At 73.9% G+C, this 22,045-nt stretch carries 10 protein-coding genes, 1 tRNA gene and 19 pseudogenes; 24 read left to right on the forward strand and 6 right to left on the reverse strand.

The features are described from left to right. Positions 1-458: 458 nt before the first annotated feature. From UK94_RS44640 to UK94_RS44715, 24 genes and pseudogenes are all read left to right on the forward strand, one after another. The coding region (locus UK94_RS44640) for a CarD family transcriptional regulator (protein WP_313949465.1) at positions 459-2,200 on the forward strand (1,742 nt) is incomplete at its 3' end. 1 nt (position 2,201) lies between these two features. Continuing rightward, positions 2,202-3,093: pseudogene (locus UK94_RS44645) on the forward strand (DEAD/DEAH box helicase); the annotation flags it as partial. Between the two features lies 1 nt (position 3,094). Further along, positions 3,095-3,142, forward strand: a pseudogene (locus UK94_RS44650) (hypothetical protein); the annotation flags it as partial. 1 nt (position 3,143) lies between these two features. After that, positions 3,144-4,085, forward strand: a pseudogene (locus tag UK94_RS44655) (TRCF domain-containing protein); the annotation flags it as partial. A gap of 137 nt (positions 4,086-4,222) precedes the next feature. Then, on the forward strand, positions 4,223-4,289 hold a 67-nt coding region (locus UK94_RS73150), incomplete at its 3' end, for a hypothetical protein (RefSeq protein ID WP_268761257.1). 1 nt (position 4,290) lies between these two features. Further along, positions 4,291-4,915: pseudogene (locus UK94_RS08520) on the forward strand (SurA N-terminal domain-containing protein); the annotation flags it as partial. 149 nt (positions 4,916-5,064) lie between these two features. Then, positions 5,065-5,442 (forward strand): annotated as a pseudogene (locus tag UK94_RS44665) (nucleoside triphosphate pyrophosphohydrolase); the annotation flags it as partial. A 1-nt stretch (position 5,443) separates the two neighbouring features. Then, positions 5,444-6,435 (forward strand): annotated as a pseudogene (locus tag UK94_RS08525) (MazG family protein); the annotation flags it as partial. Between the two features lie 67 nt (positions 6,436-6,502). Continuing rightward, a pseudogene (locus tag UK94_RS44670) lies at positions 6,503-6,728 on the forward strand (peptidase S49); the annotation flags it as partial. Position 6,729: 1 nt separating this feature from the next. Next, positions 6,730-6,902: pseudogene (locus UK94_RS73155) on the forward strand (hypothetical protein); the annotation flags it as partial. A gap of 1 nt (position 6,903) precedes the next feature. After that, positions 6,904-8,202: pseudogene (locus UK94_RS44675) on the forward strand (S49 family peptidase); the annotation flags it as partial. 1 nt (position 8,203) lies between these two features. After that, positions 8,204-8,821, forward strand: a pseudogene (locus UK94_RS44680) (S49 family peptidase); the annotation flags it as partial. A gap of 768 nt (positions 8,822-9,589) precedes the next feature. After that, a pseudogene (gene eno, locus UK94_RS44685) lies at positions 9,590-10,286 on the forward strand (phosphopyruvate hydratase); the annotation flags it as partial. Between the two features lies 1 nt (position 10,287). Further along, positions 10,288-10,873 (forward strand): annotated as a pseudogene (locus tag UK94_RS44690) (enolase C-terminal domain-like protein); the annotation flags it as partial. Between the two features lie 5 nt (positions 10,874-10,878). Then, positions 10,879-11,192, forward strand: a 314-nt coding sequence (locus UK94_RS08540; protein ID WP_235487077.1) for a septum formation initiator family protein, incomplete at its 3' end; no start/stop codon positions are given. 274 nt (positions 11,193-11,466) lie between these two features. Then, positions 11,467-12,038: pseudogene (locus UK94_RS08545) on the forward strand (DUF501 domain-containing protein); the annotation flags it as partial. Then, positions 12,035-13,348, forward strand: a complete 1,314-nt coding sequence (locus tag UK94_RS08550) for a Ppx/GppA phosphatase family protein (protein WP_055749379.1) — start codon at positions 12,035-12,037, stop codon at positions 13,346-13,348. The pseudogene UK94_RS08545 and the gene UK94_RS08550, both read left to right, overlap by 4 nt. Continuing rightward, entirely contained in the window at positions 13,345-14,169 is an 825-nt protein-coding gene (locus UK94_RS08555; protein WP_011607279.1) for a uracil-DNA glycosylase, read from the forward strand. Before UK94_RS08550 ends, UK94_RS08555 begins: the two co-directional genes overlap by 4 nt. Before the next feature lie 166 nt (positions 14,170-14,335). Then, on the forward strand, positions 14,336-14,498 hold a 163-nt coding region (locus UK94_RS44695), incomplete at its 3' end, for an FAD-dependent oxidoreductase (RefSeq protein ID WP_268761258.1). A gap of 1 nt (position 14,499) precedes the next feature. After that, positions 14,500-15,117 (forward strand): annotated as a pseudogene (locus tag UK94_RS44700) (FAD-dependent oxidoreductase); the annotation flags it as partial. A gap of 1 nt (position 15,118) precedes the next feature. Next, positions 15,119-15,865 (forward strand): annotated as a pseudogene (locus UK94_RS44705) (FAD-dependent oxidoreductase); the annotation flags it as partial. Between the two features lie 368 nt (positions 15,866-16,233). Further along, positions 16,234-16,308: transfer RNA gene (locus UK94_RS08565), tRNA-Leu, on the forward strand. Positions 16,309-16,609: 301 nt separating this feature from the next. Continuing rightward, positions 16,610-16,986, forward strand: a 377-nt coding sequence (locus tag UK94_RS44710) for a Bax inhibitor-1/YccA family protein (RefSeq protein ID WP_235487079.1), incomplete at its 3' end; no start/stop codon positions are given. 1 nt (position 16,987) lies between these two features. Further along, a pseudogene (locus UK94_RS44715) lies at positions 16,988-17,368 on the forward strand (Bax inhibitor-1/YccA family protein); the annotation flags it as partial. 47 nt (positions 17,369-17,415) lie between these two features. Here UK94_RS44715 and UK94_RS44720 read toward each other — a convergent pair. The 6 genes and pseudogenes from UK94_RS44720 to UK94_RS08595 form a co-directional block, all read right to left on the reverse strand. Continuing rightward, positions 17,416-17,553, reverse strand: a pseudogene (locus tag UK94_RS44720) (PPOX class F420-dependent oxidoreductase); the annotation flags it as partial. Between the two features lies 1 nt (position 17,554). Further along, positions 17,555-17,826, reverse strand: a pseudogene (locus UK94_RS08575) (TIGR03618 family F420-dependent PPOX class oxidoreductase); the annotation flags it as partial. Between the two features lie 157 nt (positions 17,827-17,983). After that, positions 17,984-18,211: a DUF4287 domain-containing protein gene (locus UK94_RS08580; protein WP_011607274.1), complete on the reverse strand. Its 228-nt coding sequence runs from the start codon at positions 18,209-18,211 to the stop codon at positions 17,984-17,986. A gap of 536 nt (positions 18,212-18,747) precedes the next feature. Beyond that, positions 18,748-19,205: DUF459 domain-containing protein (locus UK94_RS44725; RefSeq protein ID WP_235487081.1), on the reverse strand; the 458-nt coding region annotated here is incomplete at its 5' end. Between the two features lies 1 nt (position 19,206). Continuing rightward, positions 19,207-19,824, reverse strand: a pseudogene (locus UK94_RS44730) (DUF459 domain-containing protein); the annotation flags it as partial. Positions 19,825-20,339: 515 nt separating this feature from the next. Then, on the reverse strand, positions 20,340-21,822 hold a 1,483-nt coding region (locus UK94_RS08595), incomplete at its 5' end, for an MBOAT family O-acyltransferase (protein WP_235487083.1). Positions 21,823-22,045: the final 223 nt, after the last annotated feature.

Here is a 22,045-nt window from a genome sequence, read left to right on the forward strand (position 1 = left end):
CAGGCAGTCGACTNTACGTCGATCGGCCGCCGGGCGTGCTCGGCCCTGTCCGCCCGTCCGACGCCCACCCGGCCGCCGGTGACGGACGTCGGCGCAGGTCCGCAGCGGTGCGGGTGGTGGGGCGGCGACGGGTGGGGGTGCGCGGACGGCGGCGGGCGGGCTGCAGGAGTGGGATCATGGCGACGGTGCGTGGTCGGCACGGCGGTGGGGCTGGCAACGGTGTCGTAGGCTGGTCATATCGTCTGTGCCGACGGGGTCGGGCCGGTGTCGGCCGACCGCCCGGGTCGTCCCGGGGGCGGGTCGGACGGCGGGCCGGCCCCTCGGTCGAGCGGGTCCGGGCCGTGGTGGGCCCCGTTGCGCCAGGTCGTCGTGCTCCGCGGCGGTGGTTTTCGTGCCGCGGCGTCTGCTCCACGCCTGTTCCGTCCCGCTCGCTTCCGAGAGGCACACCGGACGCAACCATGACTCTCGCGCCGCTGCTCGACGCACTGATCGCCCGGCCGGGCGGCGATCCCGCCCTGGGGCGCGCGATCGGCGCGGCGGGCGAACCCGCGCTCGACCTCGCCGGTCCCGCCGCCCTGCGGCCCTTCGCCGCCGCCGCCCTCGCCGCCGCCCACGGAGCCGGGCGTCCCGTCCTCGCCGTGGTGGCCACGGGCCGCGAGGCCGAGGACCTGACCGCCGCGCTGGCCGGTCTGCTCGGTCCCGAGGTGGTGGCCGTCTTCCCGAGCTGGGAGACGCTGCCGCACGAGCGGCTCTCGCCCCGCGCGGACACGGTGGGTCAACGCCTGGCCGTGCTGCGCCGGCTGGCCCACCCGGCGAGCACCGGCCTGCCGCCGCTGCGCATCGTCGTCGCGCCGGTCCGCTCCGTGCTCCAGCCCCAGGTCGCCGGGCTCGGCGAGCTCGCCCCGGTCAGCCTCGCGGCGGGCGACACCGCCGACCTCGACGAGGTGGTCGCCCGGCTGGTGGGCATGGCCTACCACCGGGTGGACCTGGTGGAGCGGCGCGGCGAGATCGCCGTGCGCGGCGGGATCCTCGACGTCTTCCCGCCGACCGAGGAGCACCCGCTGCGGGTCGAGTTCTTCGGCGACGAGGTGGAGGACATCCGCCGGTTCGCCGTCGCCGACCAGCGGGCGCTGCCCGAGGGCGACTCCGGGCCGCCCGGCCCCGGCGGGCGCGGCCTGTTCGCGCCTCCGTGCCGCGAGCTGCTGCTCACCGAGGACGTGCGCGGCCGGGCCGCCGAGCTGGCCACCCGCTACCCCCAGCTCGTGGACATGCTCGACACGATCGCGAGCGGCATTCCCGTCGAGGGGATGGAGGCGCTGGCCCCGGTCCTCGTCGACGGGATGTCGCTGCTGCTCGACGACCTGCCCGCCGGCACCCACGTCCTGGTCTGCGACCCGGAGCGGGTCCGCTCACGGGCGAGCGAGCTGGTGCGCACGAGCCAGGAGTTCCTGGAGGCGTCCTGGAGCGTCGCGGCGCTCGGCGGCGGCGCGCCGATCGACCTCGGCGCCGCGGCCTACCGCTCCATCGCGGAGGTCCGCGAGCGCGCCGGCGCGCTGGGACTGCCCTGGTGGTCGGTCAGCCCCTTCACCTCCACCCTCACCGGCGCCGAGGCCGGGGGCCTCGACCAGGTCGGCCAGGCCGACGCAGCGGCGGGCGTGGCCGGCGGTCTCGTCGCAGAGGGTGACGACACGGTGGTCGCGAGCCTGCGGCCGGCGCCGCTTTATCACGGCGACACCGCCGCCGTGATCGCCGACGTCAAGGGCTGGCTGGCCGAGTCGTGGCGGGTGCTGCTCGTGACCGAGGGACACGGCCCGGCCCAGCGCCTGGTGGAGATGCTGCGCGAGGCCGACCTGGGCGCCCGCTACGCCGAGGACGCCGAGCTCGCCGCCGGGGTCGCCGTGGTGACCCGCGGGCAGCTCGTCACCGGCTTCACCAGCGACATGCTGCGCCTCGCGGTCCTCACCGAGAGCGACATCGCCGGCGCCCGCGGGGTCACCACCAAGGACATGCGGCGGATGCCCAGCCGGCGGCGCAAGGGCATCGACCCGCTCGCCCTGGTTCCCGGCGACATGGTCGTCCACGACGCGCACGGCGTCGGCCGCTACGTCGAGATGGTGACCCGCACCGTCGCCGGCGCGAAGCGCGAGTACCTGCTGCTGGAGTACGCCCGGGGCGATCGGCTCTACGTCCCCACCGACCANCTCGAACAGATCACCCGCTACGTCGGCGGCGACGCGCCGAGCCTGGACCGCATCGGCGGCGCCGACTGGGCCAAGCGCAAGAGCCGCGCCCGCAAGGCGGTCAAGGAGATCGCCGGGGAGCTGATCCGGCTCTACAGCGCTCGGATGGCCGCCCCCGGGCACGCCTTCGCCCCGGACAACCCGTGGCAGCGCGAGCTGGAGGACGCCTTCCCCTTCCGCGAGACGCCCGACCAGCTGGCCGCGATCGACGAGGTCAAGGCCGACATGGAGAAGCCGGTCCCGATGGACCGGGTGATCTGTGGCGACGTCGGCTACGGCAAGACGGAGATCGCGGTGCGGGCGGCGTTCAAGGCCGTCCAGGACGGCAAGCAGGTCGCCGTGCTGGTCCCGACGACGTTGCTGGTCCAGCAGCACTTCCAGACGTTCTCCGAGCGGTACGCGGCGTTCCCCGTCATCGTGAAGGCGATGAGCCGGTTCAACTCGGCCGGCGAGCAGAAGGCCGTCGCCGACGGCCTCGCCGACGGGACCGTCGACGTCGTCATCGGCACCCACCGGCTGCTGTCGGGGGAGAACCGGTTCAAGGACCTGGGGCTCGTGATCGTCGACGAGGAGCAGCGTTTCGGCGTCGAGCACAAGGAGCAGCTCAAGAAGATGCGCACGGCGGTGGACGTGCTCACGATGAGCGCCACCCCGATCCCGCGCACCCTGGAGATGTCGATCACCGGCATCCGGGAGCTGTCGACCATCGACACCCCGCCGGAGGAACGCCACCCGGTGCTGACCTCCGTGGCCCCCTACGACACCCGGCAGGTCGCCGCCGCGATCCGCCGCGAGCTGCTGCGGGAGGGTCAGGTCTTCTTCATCCACAACCGGGTGGAGTCCATCGACCGGGNCGCCGCCCGGCTGCGCGAGCTGGTCCCCGAGGCGCGGATCGCCACCGCNCACGGCCAGATGAACGAGGACGCCCTCGAACAGGTGATGGTCTCCTTCTGGGAGAAGAAGTTCGACGTCCTGGTCTGCACGACGATCGTCGAGTCGGGGCTGGACATCTCCAACGCCAACACCCTCGTCGTCGAACGGGCCGACGTGTTCGGCCTGTCCCAGCTCCACCAGCTGCGCGGCCGGGTCGGCCGGGGCCGCGACCGCGCGTACGCGTACTTCCTGTACCCGCCGGACAAGCCGCTGACCGAGACCGCCCACGACCGCCTGGCCACCATCGCCCAGCACAACGACCTCGGTGCCGGCATGGCCGTGGCCATGAAGGACCTGGAGATCCGCGGCGCCGGCAACCTGCTCGGCGGCGAGCAGTCCGGGCACATCGCCTCGGTCGGCTTCGACATGTACGTGCGGATGGTCGGCGAGGCGGTCGCCGAGTACCGCAAGGACAAGGTCGAGGAGCCACCCGAGGTCAAGGTCGAGCTCCCCGTCGACGCGAGCCTGCCGCACGACTACGTGCCCAGCGAGCGGCTGCGCCTGGACGCCTACCGCCGCCTCGCCGGCGCCGGCACCGACGCCGACATCGACGAGGTGCGCGGCGAGCTCGTGGACCGGTTCGGCCCGGTACCGGAGCCGGTGGAGAACCTGCTCGCCGTCGCCGGCCTGCGGGTGCTCGCGCGCAGTTTCGGCGTCACCGAGATCACCGCCGCCGGCCGGCAGATCCGCTTCGCGCCGCTGGAGCTGCGGGAGAGCCAGACCCTGCGGCTGACCCGCCTGTACAAGGGCGCGGTGGTGAAGCCCGCGGTGCGGATCGTGCTGGTGCCGGCGCCGACGGAGACCGGCCGCATCGGCTCGCGGCCGCTGCGCGATCGGGCGCTGCTCGCGTGGGCCGGTCAGCTCCTGACCGCCGTCGCCGGCGATTCGGTCGCCGCGGCGGCCGCTGGCTGAGCAGGGGCTGGGGCTGAGGGGGGCCGGGGCCGAGTGGCGGGTGGGGCGGGTCTCGCCCGGCGCAGGGGCGGGGAATTCGGCGGTGTCGGGCGGGTGGGGTGTGCTTCGCCACACGCAAGCGGATAGCGTCTGGAGCCGTGAAGCTCTCCCGTCTGCTCGCCGGTGTCGGGCTTGCCGTGCTCGTCGGGACCGCGGGGACGGCCTNCACGACGCCCGCCGGGGACGCCGCCCGGGTCGGCTCGCAGTCCATCGAGACCGCCCAGGTGCGCGGCATCGTCGAACGCGGGCTCGCCGCCGCGCGGACCGTCCCCGTCCAGCAGCAGCCCGGGCAGACCGCACCCCCTGCCCTCGACCCGGCCAAGCTGGCCGTGCGGGCGCTGAGCACGCTGGTGCAGCTCGACGTGCTCTCCGACGAGGCCCGCCGGCGCAACATCACGGTGCGCCCGCAGGACCTCGCCTCCTACTACCGGGCGTACGCGATCCTGCAGTACGGCAGCGTGCAGGCGTTCGAGCGTCAGGCGGCCTCCGTGGGCTTCGCGCAACGCGACGTGTCGATGATCGTGCGAGCCGGGGCGCTGCAGTCCGCGCTCAGCGACCGGATCAGCCCGCACCTGCTGGCCACGGACGCCGAGACCCGGGAGCGGTACGACAGCGTCGTCGCCCAGTTCGGCCGGATCCCGCTCACCTACGCGCAGGCGAAGCCGTACCTGGCCCGCATCGTCGTCACCAAGGAGCGGTCGGCGCAGCTTCGCCAGGCCCTCGCGCAGACCGAGCGGACACACCCGATCTCGATCAACCCGCGGTTTGGTGCCTGGAACTCCGGCCAGTTCNCAGTCGTCGACGTGAGCGGTTCGATCGCCAGCCGGCCCGAGCCCCCGGACTACGGACTCGGCCAGCCGGCCCTGAGCACCCAGTCCTGACCCGCCCGCGGACCGGGTAGCCGCCCGGTCCCGACCAGTCGAAGCGAGTGGACGCCGTCATGAAGCTGCGGATCACGGCTGTCCTCACCAGCCCACGGGTCGCCCCGGGCATTCTCACCGCGGCGGCGTGGGACCTCCTGCGCCGGGTGCCCGTGCTGACCGCCGCCCCTGCCCACCCACAGCTCGCCGCACTGCGGGCCGCCGGCGCCACGGTCGTCGTCCTCGACCCCCCGCCGGCCGGCGTCGGGGATCTGGCCGGCCTGCCGGGGCTGCTGCGCGCCAGCCTGACCGATCCGGGCGTGACCGAGATCGCCTGGCTGCCGGATCCGGCGGCGCCGACCCCGCTCGACCGGCTGCTCCACCGTCTGGCCGAGTCGGAGACCGGGTCCGAGTCCGAGTCGGAGACCGAGGTGGGCACGCTCGCGGCCACGGCGGAGNTGCCCGGGTCGATCCTGCTCGACGCCGTGGCCGTGATGGACCGGCTGCGCTCGCCGGGCGGCTGCCCGTGGGACGCCGAGCAGACCCACGAGTCCCTCGCCCCCTACCTGATCGAGGAGACCTACGAGGCCTACCAGGCGATCGAGGATGGCGATCTGGCCGAGCTGCGCGAGGAGCTTGGCGACGTGCTCATGCAGGTGCTCTTCCACGCCCGGGTCGCCGCCGAGCGCGCGGGCGATGGCTGGGACGTCGACGACGTGGCGGCGGGGCTGGTCGCGAAGCTGATCCGGCGGCACCCGCACGTGTTCGCCGATGTGGTCGTCGACGGGTCGGCGAACGTCGCCGTCAACTGGGAGGCGATCAAGGCGGAGGAGAAGGGCCGCGCCTCGGTGACCGAGGGAGTGGCGCTGTCCCAGCCGGCGCTGACGCTCGCCGCCAAGCTGCTCAAGCGGGCCGGCGGGATCGGCGTGCCGGCGGACCTCGCGCTCGCCGGAGTCACCGACGAGGCGGCCGGCGAGGTGACGGCATCCGCCGGCCTGACGGCGTCCGCTGGGTCGAGGGCGTCCGCTGGGTTGACGGCGCCCGCTGGGTCGACGGGGTCCGCTGGGTCGACGGGGTCCGCCGGGTTGACGGGGTCCGGCGGGTCGACGGGGTTCGCCGGGTTGACGGGGTCCGGCGGGGTAGCCGAGGCCGGCGAGCGGGTCGCGGCGATCGCGGCCGACGCCGTCGCGGCGCTCGGCCGGCCGGACGTGGCCGCCGACGATGTTCTCGGCGATCTGCTCGTCGCCGTCGTCGCCCTTGCGCGGGCGGCCCGGGTCGACCCGGAGCGGGCCCTGCGCACGTCGGCGCGCCGTTTCCGGGACCGGTTGGCCGCCGCCGAACGTGCGGCCCGGGTGGACGGCGCCGCCCCGGGGGTGCTGCCCGGCGCGCGTTGGCGGGAACTCTGGGTCGCCTCGGCCGGCTCGGGTGACCGCCTTACGCCGGATCGGTGACGACGGGACGACCGTGAGGTTGACACGACCGAGGAACGGGGACGGTCGGTGGTACTAGCCTCTGACCATGGCTGCCACCCCACGTAAGGCGCTGGCCGACGTCCGCCAGATCGCGGCGCGGCGGACGGCTCCGATCGTCCTGGAACTCGATCTGACGGTCGATCCGCTCGAAGGCGTCCCCAGCGACCCGGTCACCCTCGCCCTCGCTCACCGGCGCACCACGTTGCGCGATCTGGTGGAGGCCCTGCGCTACGCCACCGAGGACCCGCGGGTGTCGGTGGTGGTTGCGCACANCGGCGCCGCCGGGACGCCGCTGGCCCGCATCCAGGAGATCCGCGCGGCGATCGGCGACTTCCGGGCCGCCGGCGGCACCGCCATCGCCTACGCCGACACCTTCGGCGAGTTCGGCGGCGGCACCGGCCCGTACTACCTCGCCTGCGCGTTCGACGAGATCTGGCTGGCCCCGTNCGGGGACTGCGGGCTGACCGGCCTGGGGATGGAGACGCCGTTCCTGCGCGGTGCGCTGGACCGGCTCGGCGTCGCGGTCGAGATCGGCCAGCGCTACGAGTACAAGAACGCGGTCAACACGCTCGTCGAGCGGGACTTCACGCCGGCGCACCTGGAGGCGGTGAGCCGGATCATCGAGTCCAGCTCGGAGCAGGTGGTGGCGGGCATCGCGCAGGGGCGCCGCATGCCGGCAGACCGCGTCCGCCGGCTGATCGACCTCGGCCCGCTGGCCGGCAGCGTCGCCCTCGACGTGGGGCTCGTCGACCGCCTCGGCTACCGCGACGAGGTGTACGCGGCCGCGCGGGCCCGGGTCCGGCGCTCGTCGGTGGGCGAGGGGTCCTCGGACACCGGCGGATCCCCGGCGGGAAACGGATCCCCGGCGGGAAGCGGGTCCTCGGTGGTTGGCGGGTCCCCGGTTGTCGGCGGGTCCTCGGTCGCCGGCCCGGCTGATGCCGACCTCGCCCCCACGGCCGACACCGACCTCACCGCCGCCGCCGGCCCGTCCGGCGGCGCGGCTGCCACCAAGGCCGGGGACGCCGGCGCCGAGCCGGTGCTGATGTACGCCACCGCCTACCGCCGCCTCGCCGAGCGGCGGGAGAAGTCCCCGGTGCGCCGGGTCGCGACCCTCACCGCGCGTGGTCCGGGTGCCTTCTTCCTGCGCGAGACCTCGCCCGCGCCGCAGCAGCGGTCCGCCGACGGCTTCACCGGCTCGACGAGTGGCCGGGCCGGGGCGCCCGACGACGGCGCCACGGCGGACGCCCAGGGCGTCCCGCTGGCGCCGTCGGTCACCGCGCCGCATCGCGACCCCCGCCGGTCGGTCGTGGCGCTCATCCACGGCACCGGGCAGGTCATCCTCGGGCCGGGCAACCCGGGGCCGTTCGGTAGCCCGGTGCTCGCCGCGGAGGCCGCCGCGGCGGCGTTCCGGGCCGCCGCGCGCGACGAGGACGTGGCGGCGGCGGTGTTCCGGGTGAACAGCCCCGGGGGTTCCTACGTCGCCTCGGACCTGGTGCGCCGGGAGGCCGAGCGGTTCCGGGCCAGCGGCCGTCCGCTCGTCGTGTCGATGGGCGACGTCGCCGCGTCGGGCGGCTACTTCGTCTCCCTGGCCGCGGACCTCATCGTGGCGAATCCGGGCACGCTGACCGGGTCCATCGGGGTGTTCGCCGGCAAGCAGGTGGTCCGGGAGCTGCTCGACAAGGTCGGGGTGGGTTTCGGGGCGGTCGCCGAGGGCGAGCACGCGCTGATGATGTCGCCGCGGCGTCCNTTCACCGTGGGTGAGCGGGAGAAGTTGGAGGAGTTCCTCGACCGCGTCTACGCGGACTTCGTCGACAAGGTGGCCGCGGCCCGGCGGCTGACCCGGGATCAGGTGCACGAGCTGGCCCGGGGCCGAGTATGGACGGGCGCCGACGCCCACGCCTACGGCCTGGTCGACGAGCTCGGCGGGTTGACGGACGCGCTCAGGCTGGCCTGGACTCGGGCCGGACTGCCCGAGGGGGAGACGCCGCGCGTGCGCCTGGCACCCCGGCCGTCGGTGCTGGAGCGGGTCCGGACGCCGAAGTCCAGCGAGGACCGCGGTGCCGCGGCGACGGCCCGGCCGGGGCTGCTGGGCGCGCTGCTCGGCGGTTCCGGAGCGTTCGGTGGTGCCGGTGGGCTCCTCGGCGCCGCCCTGTCCGGCGGTTCCGGGGCGTTGGCTGCCGGTGGGCTCCTCGGCGTCGCCGGGCTCGGGGGCTCCGGTGCGTTCGGTGGTGCTGGCGCGTCTGGTGGTGCTGGCGGCTTGGGTGGGTTCGCCGCCGGCTGGGGACCCTGGGCTCCGCTGGCCGCGCGGCTCGGCCTGCCCGTCGGCGGCCCGCTGATGATGCCGCCGATCGGGCGTATCGGTTAGACGACTCGGTCCGGTAGNCGGTGGCCGGTGGCCGGTGGCCCTGCGGTCTGATCGGGCGACGCGTCCGGGGTGGTCGTCGTCGCCCGCGGGTTCGGCGCCGCGCCAGGCCACCTCATTCGTGCCTCTCGGTGACCTCCTGTGCACAGAATCATGCCGAGGGGTAGGCACGGTTTTCGGCCGCAAAACCGTGCCGAAGCCTCGGCACGATCTGGCCCCAATCTGGCCGGAATCGGGTGTGCCTGTTGGCCCNCTGCCCGCGGGGACGCGTGGTGGGCGCGTGGCGCGTGGCGCGTGGCCGGTGGGTGGCGCGTGGCCGGTCGGTAGCGGCTGGCTGCGGGCGGCTGGCTGCGGGCGGGCGACTGCGGGCGGCTGGCTGCCTGTGGCGGGTCGGAGTCGGTAGGCCGCGCGGGCGCGGCCCCACCTGGGTGCCCGGGCGGCGGCGGGTCGCGGTCCGCGGGGCTGTGGGATGCGTGACACCGCGCCGGCCGTCCCGGGGTGGGCTGGCCGGCCGGGGCCGGTCGCGGCCGGCGGGGGNGGTCGGAACCTTCCGCGACGCGCCGGGATCAGCGCCGTCCCAGAGGGGCGCGACGGTAGTCTCGCACCGACCGGTTCGTCCGGACGGCCCTGCTCGTCCCGCGGTATGGGTCCGCCACGCCGTCGGGCGTGCCGCGGGGTCCGGCTGCGGGTGCTCGCTGGGCCGCGGTCCGCGGCGGTCCGTTCTGCCATCGTGTCGTCGCGTTCGAGTCGTCGCATTCGGAGGTCCTAGCCGTGCCGTCCATCGAGGCTGTCGGAGCCCGCGAGATCCTTGACTCGCGTGGCAATCCCACCGTCGAGGTCGAAGTCGTCCTGGAGGACGGGACGCTGGGCCGTGCGGCGGTGCCCAGCGGGGCCAGCACCGGCGCCTTCGAGGCCGTGGAGTTGCGCGACGGGGAGGACCGTTACGGCGGCAAGGGCGTCCGTAAGGCCGTGGCCGCGGTGATCGAGCGGATCGGCCCGGCGATCATCGAGCTGGAGGCCACCGAGCAGCGCCTGCTCGACCAGACGCTCATCGACCTCGACGGCACCCCGGGCAAGTCCGCCCTCGGCGCCAACGCCCTGCTCGGCGTGAGCCTCGCGGTGGCCAAGGCGGCCGCGGCCGCCAGCGGGCTGCCGCTGTTCCGCTACCTCGGCGGGCCGAGCGCGCACCTGCTGCCGGTGCCGATGCTGAACATCCTCAACGGCGGCGCGCACGCGGACACGAACGTCGACATCCAGGAATTCATGATCGCTCCGATCGGCGCGAGCAGCTTCTCCGAATCGCTGCGCTGGGGCGCCGAGGTCTACCACGCGCTCAAGAGCGTGCTCAAGGCGCGTGGCCTCGGCACCGGCGTCGGCGACGAGGGTGGCTTCGCCCCGAGCCTGCCCACCAACCGGGACGCGCTCGACCTCATCGCCGAGGCCGTCGACAAGGTCGGCCTGCGCCTCGNCTCGGACGTCGCGCTCGCCCTCGACGTCGCCTCGACCGAGTTCTACGCGGACGGTTCTTACACCTTCGAGGGCAGCACCCGCACCGCCGAGGAGCTCAGCGACTACTACGCGGAACTGGTCGGCGCCTACCCGATCGTCTCCATCGAGGACCCGCTGGCCGAGGACGACTGGTCCGGCTGGGTGGCGCTGACCGAGCGGCTCGGCACCAAGGTGCAGCTCGTCGGGGACGACCTGTTCGTCACCAACCCGGAGCGGCTCGCCCGCGGGATCGCCTCCAAGGCCGCGAACGCCCTGCTGGTCAAGGTCAACCAGATCGGCACCCTCACCGAGACCCTCGACGCGGTCAACCTCGCCCACCGCAACGGCTACCGGGCGATGATGTCGCACCGCTCCGGCGAGACCGAGGACACCACGATCGCCGACCTCGCCGTCGCCGTCGACTGTGGCCAGATCAAGACCGGTGCCCCCGCCCGCTCCGAGCGGGTCGCGAAGTACAACCAGCTCCTGCGGATCGAGGAGGAGCTCGACGACGCCGCCCGCTTCGCCGGCGCAGCCGCCTTCCCGCGCCACGGGCAGCCTGCCTGATCCGCATGCCGCCGCCGCGCGCCGCGCTGACCACGAGGGCGACCCTGCTCGCCGTCGTGATCTGTGTGCTGGTGCTGACCCTCGCCTATCCGCTGCGGTTGTACCTCAAGCAGCAGAGCAAGCTCTCGGAGCTCGCGCGGACGAACGCGCAGACCCAGGCCCGGGTCGACGAGCTGCGCGCCACGGTCGGGCGCTACGACGACCAGGCCTGGGTCTCCGACGAGGCGCGCCGGCGGCTGCACTACATCAGGCCGGGCGAGCGGGCGTACCTGATGCCCGCCGCCCCCACGCCCGCGCCCGGTGACGAGGGTGAACGCGGNGGATCGTCCGGCGGGTCGGCCTGGTACGGCCGGCTGTGGTCGGAGATCGCGACGCCGTAGGCGGCTCACCGGTGGGTGNCCACGAGCCCTGGGCCGACCGTGGATGCGGGCTGCTCGTCGGTCCGGGCTGCTCGTCGGTCCGGGGTGCTCGTGGATCTGGGGTGCTCGTGGATCTGCGATGCTAGGCGGCGGTGCCGGTGCGCGGTCGCCGTCCCGGGGAGGAGAGCGTCGCGGTGCGGGAGAAGAACGTGGTGTCGACGGCGGTGNCGGCCNAGGAGGTCGAGATCGTCGGGCGGCAGTTGTCCCGTGCGCCGCGCGGAGTCCTGGCCGTCGCCCACCGTTGTTCCTGCGGGCTGCCGGACGTGGTCGAGACCGCTCCCCGGTTGCCGGACGGGTCGCCCTTTCCCACGCTCTACTACCTCACCTGCCCGCGCGCCGCGGCGGCGGTGTCGCGGCTGGAGGGGGCTGGGGTCATGCGGGAGATGACGGAGCGCCTCGCCCACGACCCCGATCTCGCCGCCGCCTACGCCGCGGCGCACCGGGACTACCTCGCCCGTCGCGACGCCCACGACGTCCTGCCCGGCGCCCCGAGCGCCGGTGGCATGCCGGAGCGGGTCAAGTGCCTGCACGTCCTGGTCGCGCACAGTCTGGCGGCGGGCCCGGGAGTGAACCCCTTCGGGGACGAGGCGCTCGCCGCCGTCGACGACTGGGGCCGGCGGGGTCCGTGCGTGGCCGTGGCGAGCGGAGCTGACGGAGCCGGCGGAGCTGGCGGGGCCGTCGCGAGCAGGGCAGCTGGCGGGGCCGCGGCGGGTTCCGTGGGGACGACGGAGGAGGTGCCGACGTGAACCGCGTCGCCGCGATCGACTGCGGGACCAACTCGATCCGCCTGCTGGTGGCGGACTACGACGGGTCCGGGTTGCACGAGCTGACCCGCCGGATGGAGATCGTCCGGCTGGGTGCCGGGGTGGACCGCACCGGTGAGCTGGCGCCCGAGGCGCTGGCGCGGACCTTCGCCGCGCTGCGCGACTACGCCGCCGAGATCGAACGCCTCGGCGCCACCCGGGTGCGGATGGTGGCGACGAGCGCGACCCGCGACGCGCGTAACCGCGACGAGCTGGTCACCGGCGTCCGCGCGATCCTCGGCGTCGACCCCGAAGTGATCAGCGGGGAGGAGGAGGCGGCGCTGTCGTTCGGTGGCGCCATCGGCGACCTCGTCGGCGGATCCGGACAGTTCGCAGCGCCGGATCGGGTGGGGGCGCCGAGCCAGCCGGGAGCATCCGACCGGTCGGAAACACGCGGACAGCCCGGAGCATCCGGCAATCCCGGCTCCTCGGACGCGCGCGGAGGACTCGACCGCCAGCCCGGCAGGCCAGGCGCGGCGGGAACGCCCACCCAGCTGGGAACGCCCACCCAGCTGGGAACGTCCGGCCAGCTCGGCAAGATCGGGCTGTCCGGCACGGGGGGCCTGTCATCGGTCGCCACGCCGATTCTGCTCGCCGACATCGGCGGGGGCTCGACGGAGCTGGTGCTCGGGGACGCGCACGGTGTGCGGGCGGCCCGCTCGGTCAACGTCGGCTGCGTCCGGCTGGCCGAGCGCCACCTGCGCGACGACCCGCCGACCGCGGCGCAGGCCGCGGCGATCGTCGCCGACGTGCACGCCGCGCTCGACCTCGCCGCGGCGACGGTGCCGCTGACCGAGGCCGCGACCCTGGTGGGCGTCGCCGGGACCGTCACCACGGTGGCCGCCCTCGCCGCCGGGCTGGCGGAGTACGACGCGGACCGCATCCACCTGTCGGTGACGAGCGCCGAGCAGGTGGCGGCCGTCACCGAGCTGCTGCTCGGCATGACGCACGACGAGCGGGCGGCCCTGCCGGTGATGCACCCCGGGCGGGTGGACGTCATCGCGTCCGGCGCGCTCGTCCTGCGCACGCTGGTCGAACGCACCGGCGCAGCGGCGGTCGTCGCCAGCGAACGGGACATCCTCGACGGGATCGCGCTGGCCCTGGCCACCTCCCCGCCGGCCCTGCCACCAGCGCCTGCCGATCCGCCTCTGTCCGCCGCGCCGTCTCTGTCCGCCGGGCCGTCTCTGTCTGCCGCGCCACCTCCGCCGGCGGCGCCGTCCCTGCCGACGGGGGCCGGTCCCGCCGCGGGATGACGGCCGGCCCGCGGCGCGATCCGGCGCGGCCGGGCGCCGGCTGGCCGGGTGACCTCGCCGACCCGACCACCCCGGTCGCGGCGAGCTGCGCGCAGGTGCGCGAGCTGGCGGCCGGCGCCGCAGACACGGGCGAACTCGACGCCCGGGTGTCGGTCTGCCGGGCCTGCCCGCGCCTGGTGACCTGGCGGGAGGAGGTCGCGGCGGTGCGGCGGGCCGCGTACGCCGACCAGCCGTACTGGGGGCGGCCGGTGTCGTCGTTCGGCCCGGCTGACGCCCGGATCCTGATCGTGGGCCTCGCCCCCGCCGCCCACGGCGGCAACCGCACCGGGCGCATCTTCACCGGCGACCGCAGCGGCGACTGGCTGTTCGCCTCGCTGCACCGGGTCGGGCTCGCGGCCCTGGCGACGTCGCAGGCCGCCGGGGACGGCCAGAGCCTGCGGGCCACCCGGATCGTCGCGGCCGTGCGCTGCGCGCCGCCGGCGAACAAGCCGACGACGGCGGAACGGGACGCCTGTCGCCCCTGGCTGGTCAGGGACCTGGAGCTCGTCCGACCGACGCTGCGGGTCGTCGTCGTTCTCGGCGGGTTCGCGTGGGCGGCACTCTGGCCGGCCCTGGCGCGGGCCGGGTACTCCGTCCCGGCGCCCAGGGTGCGGTTCGGTCACGGGGCCCGGGCCGAACTTCCCGGGACGGGGGTCCGGGTCGTGGGTTGCTATCACCCGAGCCAGCAGAACACCTTCACCGGACGCGTCACCGAGGTGATGCTGGACACGATTTTTGCTTCCGCGGCGGCACAGGCGGAAGTGATCGGGCGGCGCGACTAAGGCCACGCCTTGTGGTCACGGACACAGCACGTGAGCCACGGCACTCCTCCTTCGGTGACGAGTTGGGCCGAAGGGTCGTCCGTATTGGTGTCCTGCGTCACGGAATAGGCGGGGTCGGCCGGCTCCTTGCCGGGTGTAAGCCGGCCCCCGCGGGTACCGTTTTTGCATGGGCTATGGGCAGGCACCGCACATCCTCATCGTCGGCGGAGGATACGTCGGCATGTACACGGCCCTGCGGCTTCAGCGGAAGCTGGACGGGGACGAGGCGACCATCACCGTCGTCGAACCCAACTCATACATGACCTACCAGCCGTTTCTCCCGGAGGCGGNCGCCGGCAACCTCGAGCCACGTCACGTCGTCGTACCGCTACGCAAGGTGCTGAAGGGCTGCCGGATCATCAGCGGCCATGTTGTGACGGTGTCGCACGAGCGACGCACCGCATCCGTGCAGCCGCTTCTCGGAGACCCTTTCGACCTTAAGTACGACATCCTGGTGATCTGTCCTGGTTCGGTGGCGCGCACACTCCCGATACCGGGACTGGCCGAGCAGGGAATCGGATTCAAGAGTGCGGCCGAGGCCATCTATCTCCGAAACCAGGTCATCAGTCGCCTCGACGCGGCCGCGTCGGCCACCGATGCCGCCGTCCGGCGACGCGCGCTCACCTTTCTCTTCATCGGCGGCGGATATGCCGGAATCGAGGCCCTCGCCGAACTCGAGGACATGGCACGTGATGCGTGTTCTTATTACCCGGATCTGGCGCCTGCCGACATGCGCTGGGTGCTCGTCGAGGCGACCGGTCGTATTCTCCCCGAGGTTTCGCCCGCAATGGGGCTGTATACGGTCAAGCAGCTCGAACACCGCGGAATCCAGGTGAAGCTGAACACCAGGGTCGAAAGTCTGCTCGACGGCAATGCCGTTCTCGACGACGGTGAGCGGTTCGAGGCCGGNACCGTGGTGTGGACCGCCGGCGTCAAGCCGAACCCCGTGCTCGCCCGGACCGACCTGCCGCTCGACGACCGTGGCCGGCTGCGGGCCACCGCCTTCCTCCAGGTCGACGGGGTGGCGGACGCCTGGACCGCCGGCGACTGCGCGGCCGTGCCCGACCTGACCAAGGGCGAGGGGGCGACGACCGGGCCGTCCGCCCAGCACGCCGTCCGCCAGGCCCGCCGGCTGGCGGAGAACCTCCTCGCCGAGCTGCGGCACGAGCCCATCAGGCCCTACGAGCACAGCTACGCCGGCAGCGTGGCGTCCCTGGGGCTGCACAAGGGCGTGGCCGAGATCTACGGGGTCCGGCTGCGGGGCTGGCCCGCGTGGCTGATGCACCGGTCGTACCACCTCAGCCGGGTGCCCACGCTGAACCGCAAGGCCCGCGTGGTGGCCGACTGGACCCTGGCGCTGTTCTTCCGTCGCGAGATCGTCTCGCTGGGCTCGTTCGCCGACCCCCGGGCGGAGTTCCGCCGGGTGGCGGCCCCCGCGTCCGCACCGGCCGCGGGCATACACGCGGCCCCCGGCACCCCGGCCGCGATCGACGCCGCCGACGCCGCCGATGCTGCCGACGCCACCACCGAGAAGGCCGCGCCCGCCGCGTCCACCTCCCCCGAGACGCCCGCCGCCGTGCCCACCCCCCCTGGGACGCCCGCGCCCGCCATCCCGGCGGCAGAGGCGAACTCGCAGGCCGCGCAGCACCGGAGCTGACCGTCGCCCGCGCCCGCGGGCCCCGCCACGACCCCACGGCGGCCGGTGAATCCCCGCCTCCCGTGGGGTTCACCGGCCGCTGCCGCTTCACCGGCCGCTGCGGCTTCACCGGCGGCCGCCGCTTAACGACACCAAGGTGGGGGCGGGAATCCGGCATCTCCGGACTGGCCCGACGCCGCTAACGAGCCGCGAGCTCGGCTTTCCGGTGATCTGGGTCGTCCACTGATCGGCGGGGATGGCAATGCGGCAGCACCCTAGTCACGAAGAGTCACGCTTTCGGCGGGGCCGCCATCTCCGGACCACTTTTTCCGCGATGTGTTATTCCCAGACCCTACGTAGCGTGGTAGAAACATCAGCGATGTAGACGAGCCGGTGTATCCCAACTGGTAGAGGAGGCTGTCCTAAAAACAGCTCGAGTGTCGGTTCGACTCCGACCACCGGCACAATCCATTGCTGATCGCCCGCGCGCGTTGGTGAACGCCGCGGGTGGTCGGCATGGAAGGCTTCGTCGCCATGGTGAGGTGAGTCGCGGTGCGGGGACGCAATGATTAGGTGCGCCGTCGAATCCGCTACTTTCCGTCTCTGATTCGTTACAGCTTCAGTGCCCGCGGTTCGAGGACTCCCGCCCACGGCGCCCACCGACCGGCGGGAACGTCCCGGGCGGGGGGNTCGTTGCGTGGTTGACGTGTGCACCAACTGATGACGGTGGCGCCGCTCCGGCGGCGACCGAGAGGAGCCGGCTCGATGGCCGACCTTCGTTCCTCGAACCCCGTGCTGCGCCGCGGCGGGTTCGCGCCGCCGCCGACGCCCACCCCGGAGGAGCTCGCCAGCCACTACCGGCAGCCGACCACCCTCACCGTCGACGACGTGGTCGTGCACACGCTGGGGCTGTTCGCCCTGCTGGGTGTCGGCGGTGCCGTCGGCTGGGTGGTCGGGCGGGACGCACCGGGCATCGCGCTGGCCGCCGGACTCGTCGCTCTGGTCATCAGCCTCGTCGTGTCGATGCGCAATCGGCTGCGCCCGTCGCTGGTCATCGCCTTCGCGCTGATCGAGGGCGTCGCGGTGGGGGCGATCTCGCGCTTCTACGAGGACGACTTCGCCGGCATCGTCCCGCAGGCGCTNCTCGGCACCGGTCTGATCTTCGTCGTCATGCTCCTCGCCTACCGCAGCCGCCGGCTGCGGGCCACACCGCGGATGGCCCGCATCGTCACCGGGGTGCTGTTCGGCGTCATCCTGATCAGCCTGGTCGACCTCGTCGTCAGGGCGGTCAGCGGGAGCCACCTGCCGGTGATCAATGACGCGACGCCGCTGGGCATTCTGTTCAGCGTGCTGGTGCTCGGCGTCGCGAGCCTCCAGTTCATCCTCGACTTCGACTACATCGAGCGGGCGATCGCCGCCGGCGCTCCGCGCTCCGAGGCCTGGCGAGCCGGCTTCGGCCTGCTGGTCGGCTTCGTCTGGGTCTATCTGGAGATGCTGCGGCTGCTGTCCAAGCTGCGCCAGTAGCAGCCCGGCGCGCGTCTCGTCTGGACCGGATCAGCTCCTGACCGGGGTCAGCCGGAGTGGTCCGGGCCGGCGGCGGTCGGCGTGATCCGCAGGATGCAGCGCTGGTCGCGGACCATCGCGGCCCGGTAGTCGTCCCAGTCGGGGTGCTCGCCGGAGATGTCGCGGTAGTAACCGACGAGGAGTTCNATCGCCGCCGGCAGCCGGACGATCTCAGCGGTGCCGGTGATCTGCACCCACGGTCCGAAGAAGTCGTCCGGCAGCACGCACAGCCGCACGGTCGTGTCCCGTTCGACGTGACCGACCTTGTACGCGGTGAGCCTGGTGCTGATCAGCAGGCGACCCTCGGCGTCCACCCCGACCGTCACCGGCGACATCTGCGGACTGCCGTCCCGGCGGGTGGTGCTCAGCACCGCCCTGTGATGATCGCGGACGAACGCGGTGGCGGCATCGAGATCCATCCACACATTCTGTCCGACGGGACGTGGACCCCGCGAGGTGAACCGCGGGCCGCGAACAGTGGAACGCAAACCGTGGTGGCGGTGGCGCGGGACCGGCGCCGTGGCGGCCAGGCAGGCCCGTCGAGGCCAGGCAGGACCNCCGCGGCGCCGCGGGGGCCTACGCCCGGCTTGCCCGCCGCCGCAGGTCCGCCTCGTGGACGAGGGCGGCCGCGAAGCTGTGTGGCAGGTCGTGTTCGGCGCGTAGCCAGTTCACCCGTTCGGTGAAGCGCAGCAGGCCTGGACCGTCGTCCAGCCGGCTGAGCCAGTGGTTCACCCCGTGCCCCGTTGCCTTCGGAATCCGCTCGATGAGGCTCTGGTGGGTCTGCGGGGAGCGGTTGAGCGACATGCGCGCCTCCAGAAGTAAAACCCGACGTCAACGGCTCATGTCGCCAGCGTGCCCCATGCCACAGCAAAGGGCAAGGCCCCGTTCGGGCCCTGTGGGGTATCATGCCCGGATGTCCGATGAGGTCGGTGATCTCAGTCGGGAGGTGGGCCTGCTCATCCGCCGCATCCGGGGATGGGTCGGCTCTTCCTGGGACGTCGCGGTGGGTTCGGGGCTGACTCGGGCGGAGCGCACGGTCCAGCTGCTCGACGAACTGGCCNCGCTCGGCGAACGGATCGGCACGGGGGCGCCCGTCGGGATGCGTCCGCCGAGGCTCGCCGCCCACGCCCTGCCTGATCAGCTCGCCGTGCTCGCCGAGGACCTGCTGGCCGCGCTCGACGCCGCCGGCGCCACCTCTCCCTCCGCTCGTGGGGTGCTGGCCGACGCCCGCGCGGCGGTGACCGGGGCGCGGGCGGATCTCGACGGCGCCGGCTTCGGGTTCCGCGTCCGCTGATCGCGGTCGGTGGTCGGCGGTTGGTGGTTGGTGGTGGCAGCGGGCATCACCGCAGCTGCCAGGTGCTCCGGACGGCGTCGAGCGCGTGCGCCGCGGCGATCCGCGCCCCGTCGAGGGTCAGGTGCACCCCGTCGCGCGACCGGGCGAGCACGTCCCGGCCGCCGGCGCCGGTCAGGTAGTCGCTGTAGGCGCCGTCCTTCGACAGCCACGGGGTCAGGTCGAGGTAGCTCGCGCCGCTCACCCCCGCCGCCGCGGCCGCCGTCGCCGCGTTCAGCTGGTGGAAGTAACCGTTCAGCCGGTGGGAGCGGGCCGGTGGCAGGCCGAGCCAGAGCAGCCGCCTGGCGCCGTTCCCGGTCCAGATCCGCATGACGACGCTGGCCCGCCGCCGGTACTCCGCCTCCCAGCCGGCCGATCCGGCGGGCAGCACCGTCCCGTCGGGGAGCGTGATGCCCTGCCCGTCGTTACCGCCCATGGCGACGATGATCAGCTCCGGGGTGCCGGCCANCTCCGGGTTGCGCCCGGCGACCTGGTCGCGGGCATGGGCGGCCCAGTCGAAGAAGTCGGGGCGGACCAGACCGGTGCCGAACCGGGTCTCGGTCCGTGCCCGGATCGTGCCCGGAGCCGTGTTCGTGATGGTGGGGCCGAGGGACTCGGTCAGGGAGTCGCCGGTGACGAGCACCCGCAGCGGGTCGGCGGCGGTGGGCGAGCGCAGCGGGGCGGGTACGGGCGGGGCGGTGGGTGTCCCGGCGTGGCCTGGGCGGTCCGGCGCCGTCGTTCCTCCGCCCGTTCCCGCCTCCGCGTAGCGGCTCGCCGCGGTCGCCAGCTCCGAATCGCCGCCGCGCGGCGCGGATGGGTGGCCGAAGGCTCGGGTCAGCCAGCGGTCCGGCGCGTCGAGGCGCGCCGTGTGCGTCGCCCGCTCGAGGGGCCGCGCCGCGCTCAGCACGATCGTGCGGGTGAGCCCCGGCCGCATCCCCTCGCCGGCATGGACCATGGCGGGGGCGCGCAGCACGGCGAGCAGCCCCAGCACGGCGACGACCAGCAGCAGGGCGCGCCGAGCCGGGACGGCGTCCGCCTCGACCCGCGCGAGCCGGGCGCGATGGCGTGCCGGCGACGGGGCCGGCATCTCTGCCCCGGCGGCTTGGAGCGGTCGAGAGTCCTGGCTGACGTGACCGCCCCGCGGTCCGCGTGGGGTCTGGTCAGGTGGACGGCCCTTCGCGAGGAGACGGCTCCGTGGCGCACCGGGGGTCCGCGGTGGTGCTCCGACGGGCGGTGGTGCTCCGACGGGCAGTGGTGCTCCGACGGGCGGTGGCGCGGACGCCGGCGGCCAGGTCGGCACCGCATCGTCGCGCTCGGTCATGGTCGGGGACTCCATCGGCGGCTCGGGGAGGAGGGAAGCCGAACCTCATCCTCCGTTGCGCGCCGACTGCCTCAGGTGATTGACCCCGCTCCCTCGGCGCCGTGTCCCCCTCGCCCGCGGTGGAGTGCCCGCCCTCGGCGAGCGGTGCGCGTGCCGCCGGCAGATGCCGGCGCGGGTGGACGGNCGTCGACCCGATCGGCGTTTGTTCGGTCCGTCAGGTCGAGCCGTGCCAGCCCGAGCCGTGCCAGCCCGAGCCGCGGCGGCNAGGATCACGTCCCTGCTCAGAAGCGGAAGTAGATGAAGGGGGCGACGTCCTGTTGGCCGACGACCGCGTAGATGACCATCATCGAGGCGGTCAGCAGGGCGATCTGGGGGCCGAGGCGCACCTCGGCGAACCGGGCCCGCGTCGCGGCCCACCAGCCGGGCGGGATGGCCGCCGTGGCCAGGCCCACCACGATCGCGGCCAGCGCCGCGGGGGTGACCAGCGGCGCCGGGCCGCCCGCGGTGAACAGCCGCGCGAACAGCCGGCCCGCCGTGGCCAGATTCGGGGCGCGGAAGAGCACCCAGGTCGCGCAGACGAAGTGGAAGACAGCCAGCCGGGCCGCCCAGCCGCGCACGGCGCCGCCGACCCGGCCCGCACTCGGTGGCCCGGCGGCGCTTCGAGCCGCACTCGGCGACCCGGCGGCGCTCCGAGCCGCACTCGGCGGCCCGGCGGCGCTTCGAGCCGCACCCCCGGCGGCGCTCTGGGGGGCGGCCGGAGCTGCGGCGCGCGGCAGCGGTATGCGGGCGAGCCCGGCGGCGTCCGCCCGCCGCGCCTGTCTCGCCCGCCAGGTCCGCAGCCGGCGCTCGGTGACCAGGGCCGCGCCGTGCAGCGCCCCCCACAGCACGAAGGTCCACGACGCGCCGTGCCACAGGCCGCCCAAAGTCATGGTGATCATGAGGTTCAGGTAGGTCCGGCGACGTCCGCGTCGGCTCCCCCCGAGCGGCAGGTACACGTAGTCGCGCAGCCAGCGCGACAGGGTCATGTGCCAGCGCCGCCAGAACTCCTGCAGGCTGCGCGACGCGTACGGCCGGTCGAAGTTGTCCGGGAAGCGGAAGCCCAGCAGCAGCGCGATCCCGATGGCGATGTCGGAGTAGGCCGAGAAGTCGCAGTAGATCTGGACGGCGTAGCCGTAGACGGCGGCGAGGATCTCCGCGGACGAGTGCTGGCCCGGGGCGTCGAAGACCGGGTCGACCAGCCGGGCGGCGAGGACGTCGGCGAGCACCACCTTCTTGACCAGCCCGCCGAGGATGAGGAACGCCGCGCGGGTGGTCGGCACCCGGGCCGGGTCGCGCGGCGTCGCGAGCTGCGGGAGGAACTCGCTGGCCCGCACAATCGGACCGGCCACGAGGTGCGGGAAGAACGCCTCGTAGACGGCGAAGTCGAGCAGCGGCGCCGGCGCGCTGGTCCCCCGGTGGACGTCGATGACGTAGCTCAGCGCCTGGAAGGTGAAGAACGAGATCCCGATGGGCAGCGCCACCTGGAGCAGGGGGAGCGGCGCGGGCAGCCCGACGTCGGCCAGGGCGCGATCGACGGACAGCGCGAAGAAGCCGTAGTACTTGAACCAGCCGAGCAGGCCGAGGTCGCAGGCGATCGCGGCGGCGAGGATGCGCCGGTCCCGGAAGCGGTGGATCGCCCGCGCGGCGGCCTGGTTGATCAGGGTCGAGGCGACGATGAGCAGGACGAACCGGGCGTCGGCGAAGCCGTAGAAGAAGTACGACGCGNCGAGGACGAACGGCTTCCACAGCGCCGGTCGGGGCATCAGCAGCCAGGACAGCGCCATCACCACGACGAAGAACGCCGCGAACTCGATCGTCGGAAAGATCACGTGTTGTCGTCCAGGGAGATCGGGCGGGCGGCGGGTGGCGGGTCGCCTGACGGAGGGGCTACACGTCGCTACTCTATGGAGTTGTCGGGATGCATAAAGTAGCGACTGGCCGAGGATGG

This window comes from Frankia sp. AvcI1 (assembly GCF_001420875.1).
GTDB lineage: Bacteria > Actinomycetota > Actinomycetes > Frankiales > Frankiaceae > Frankia > Frankia alni.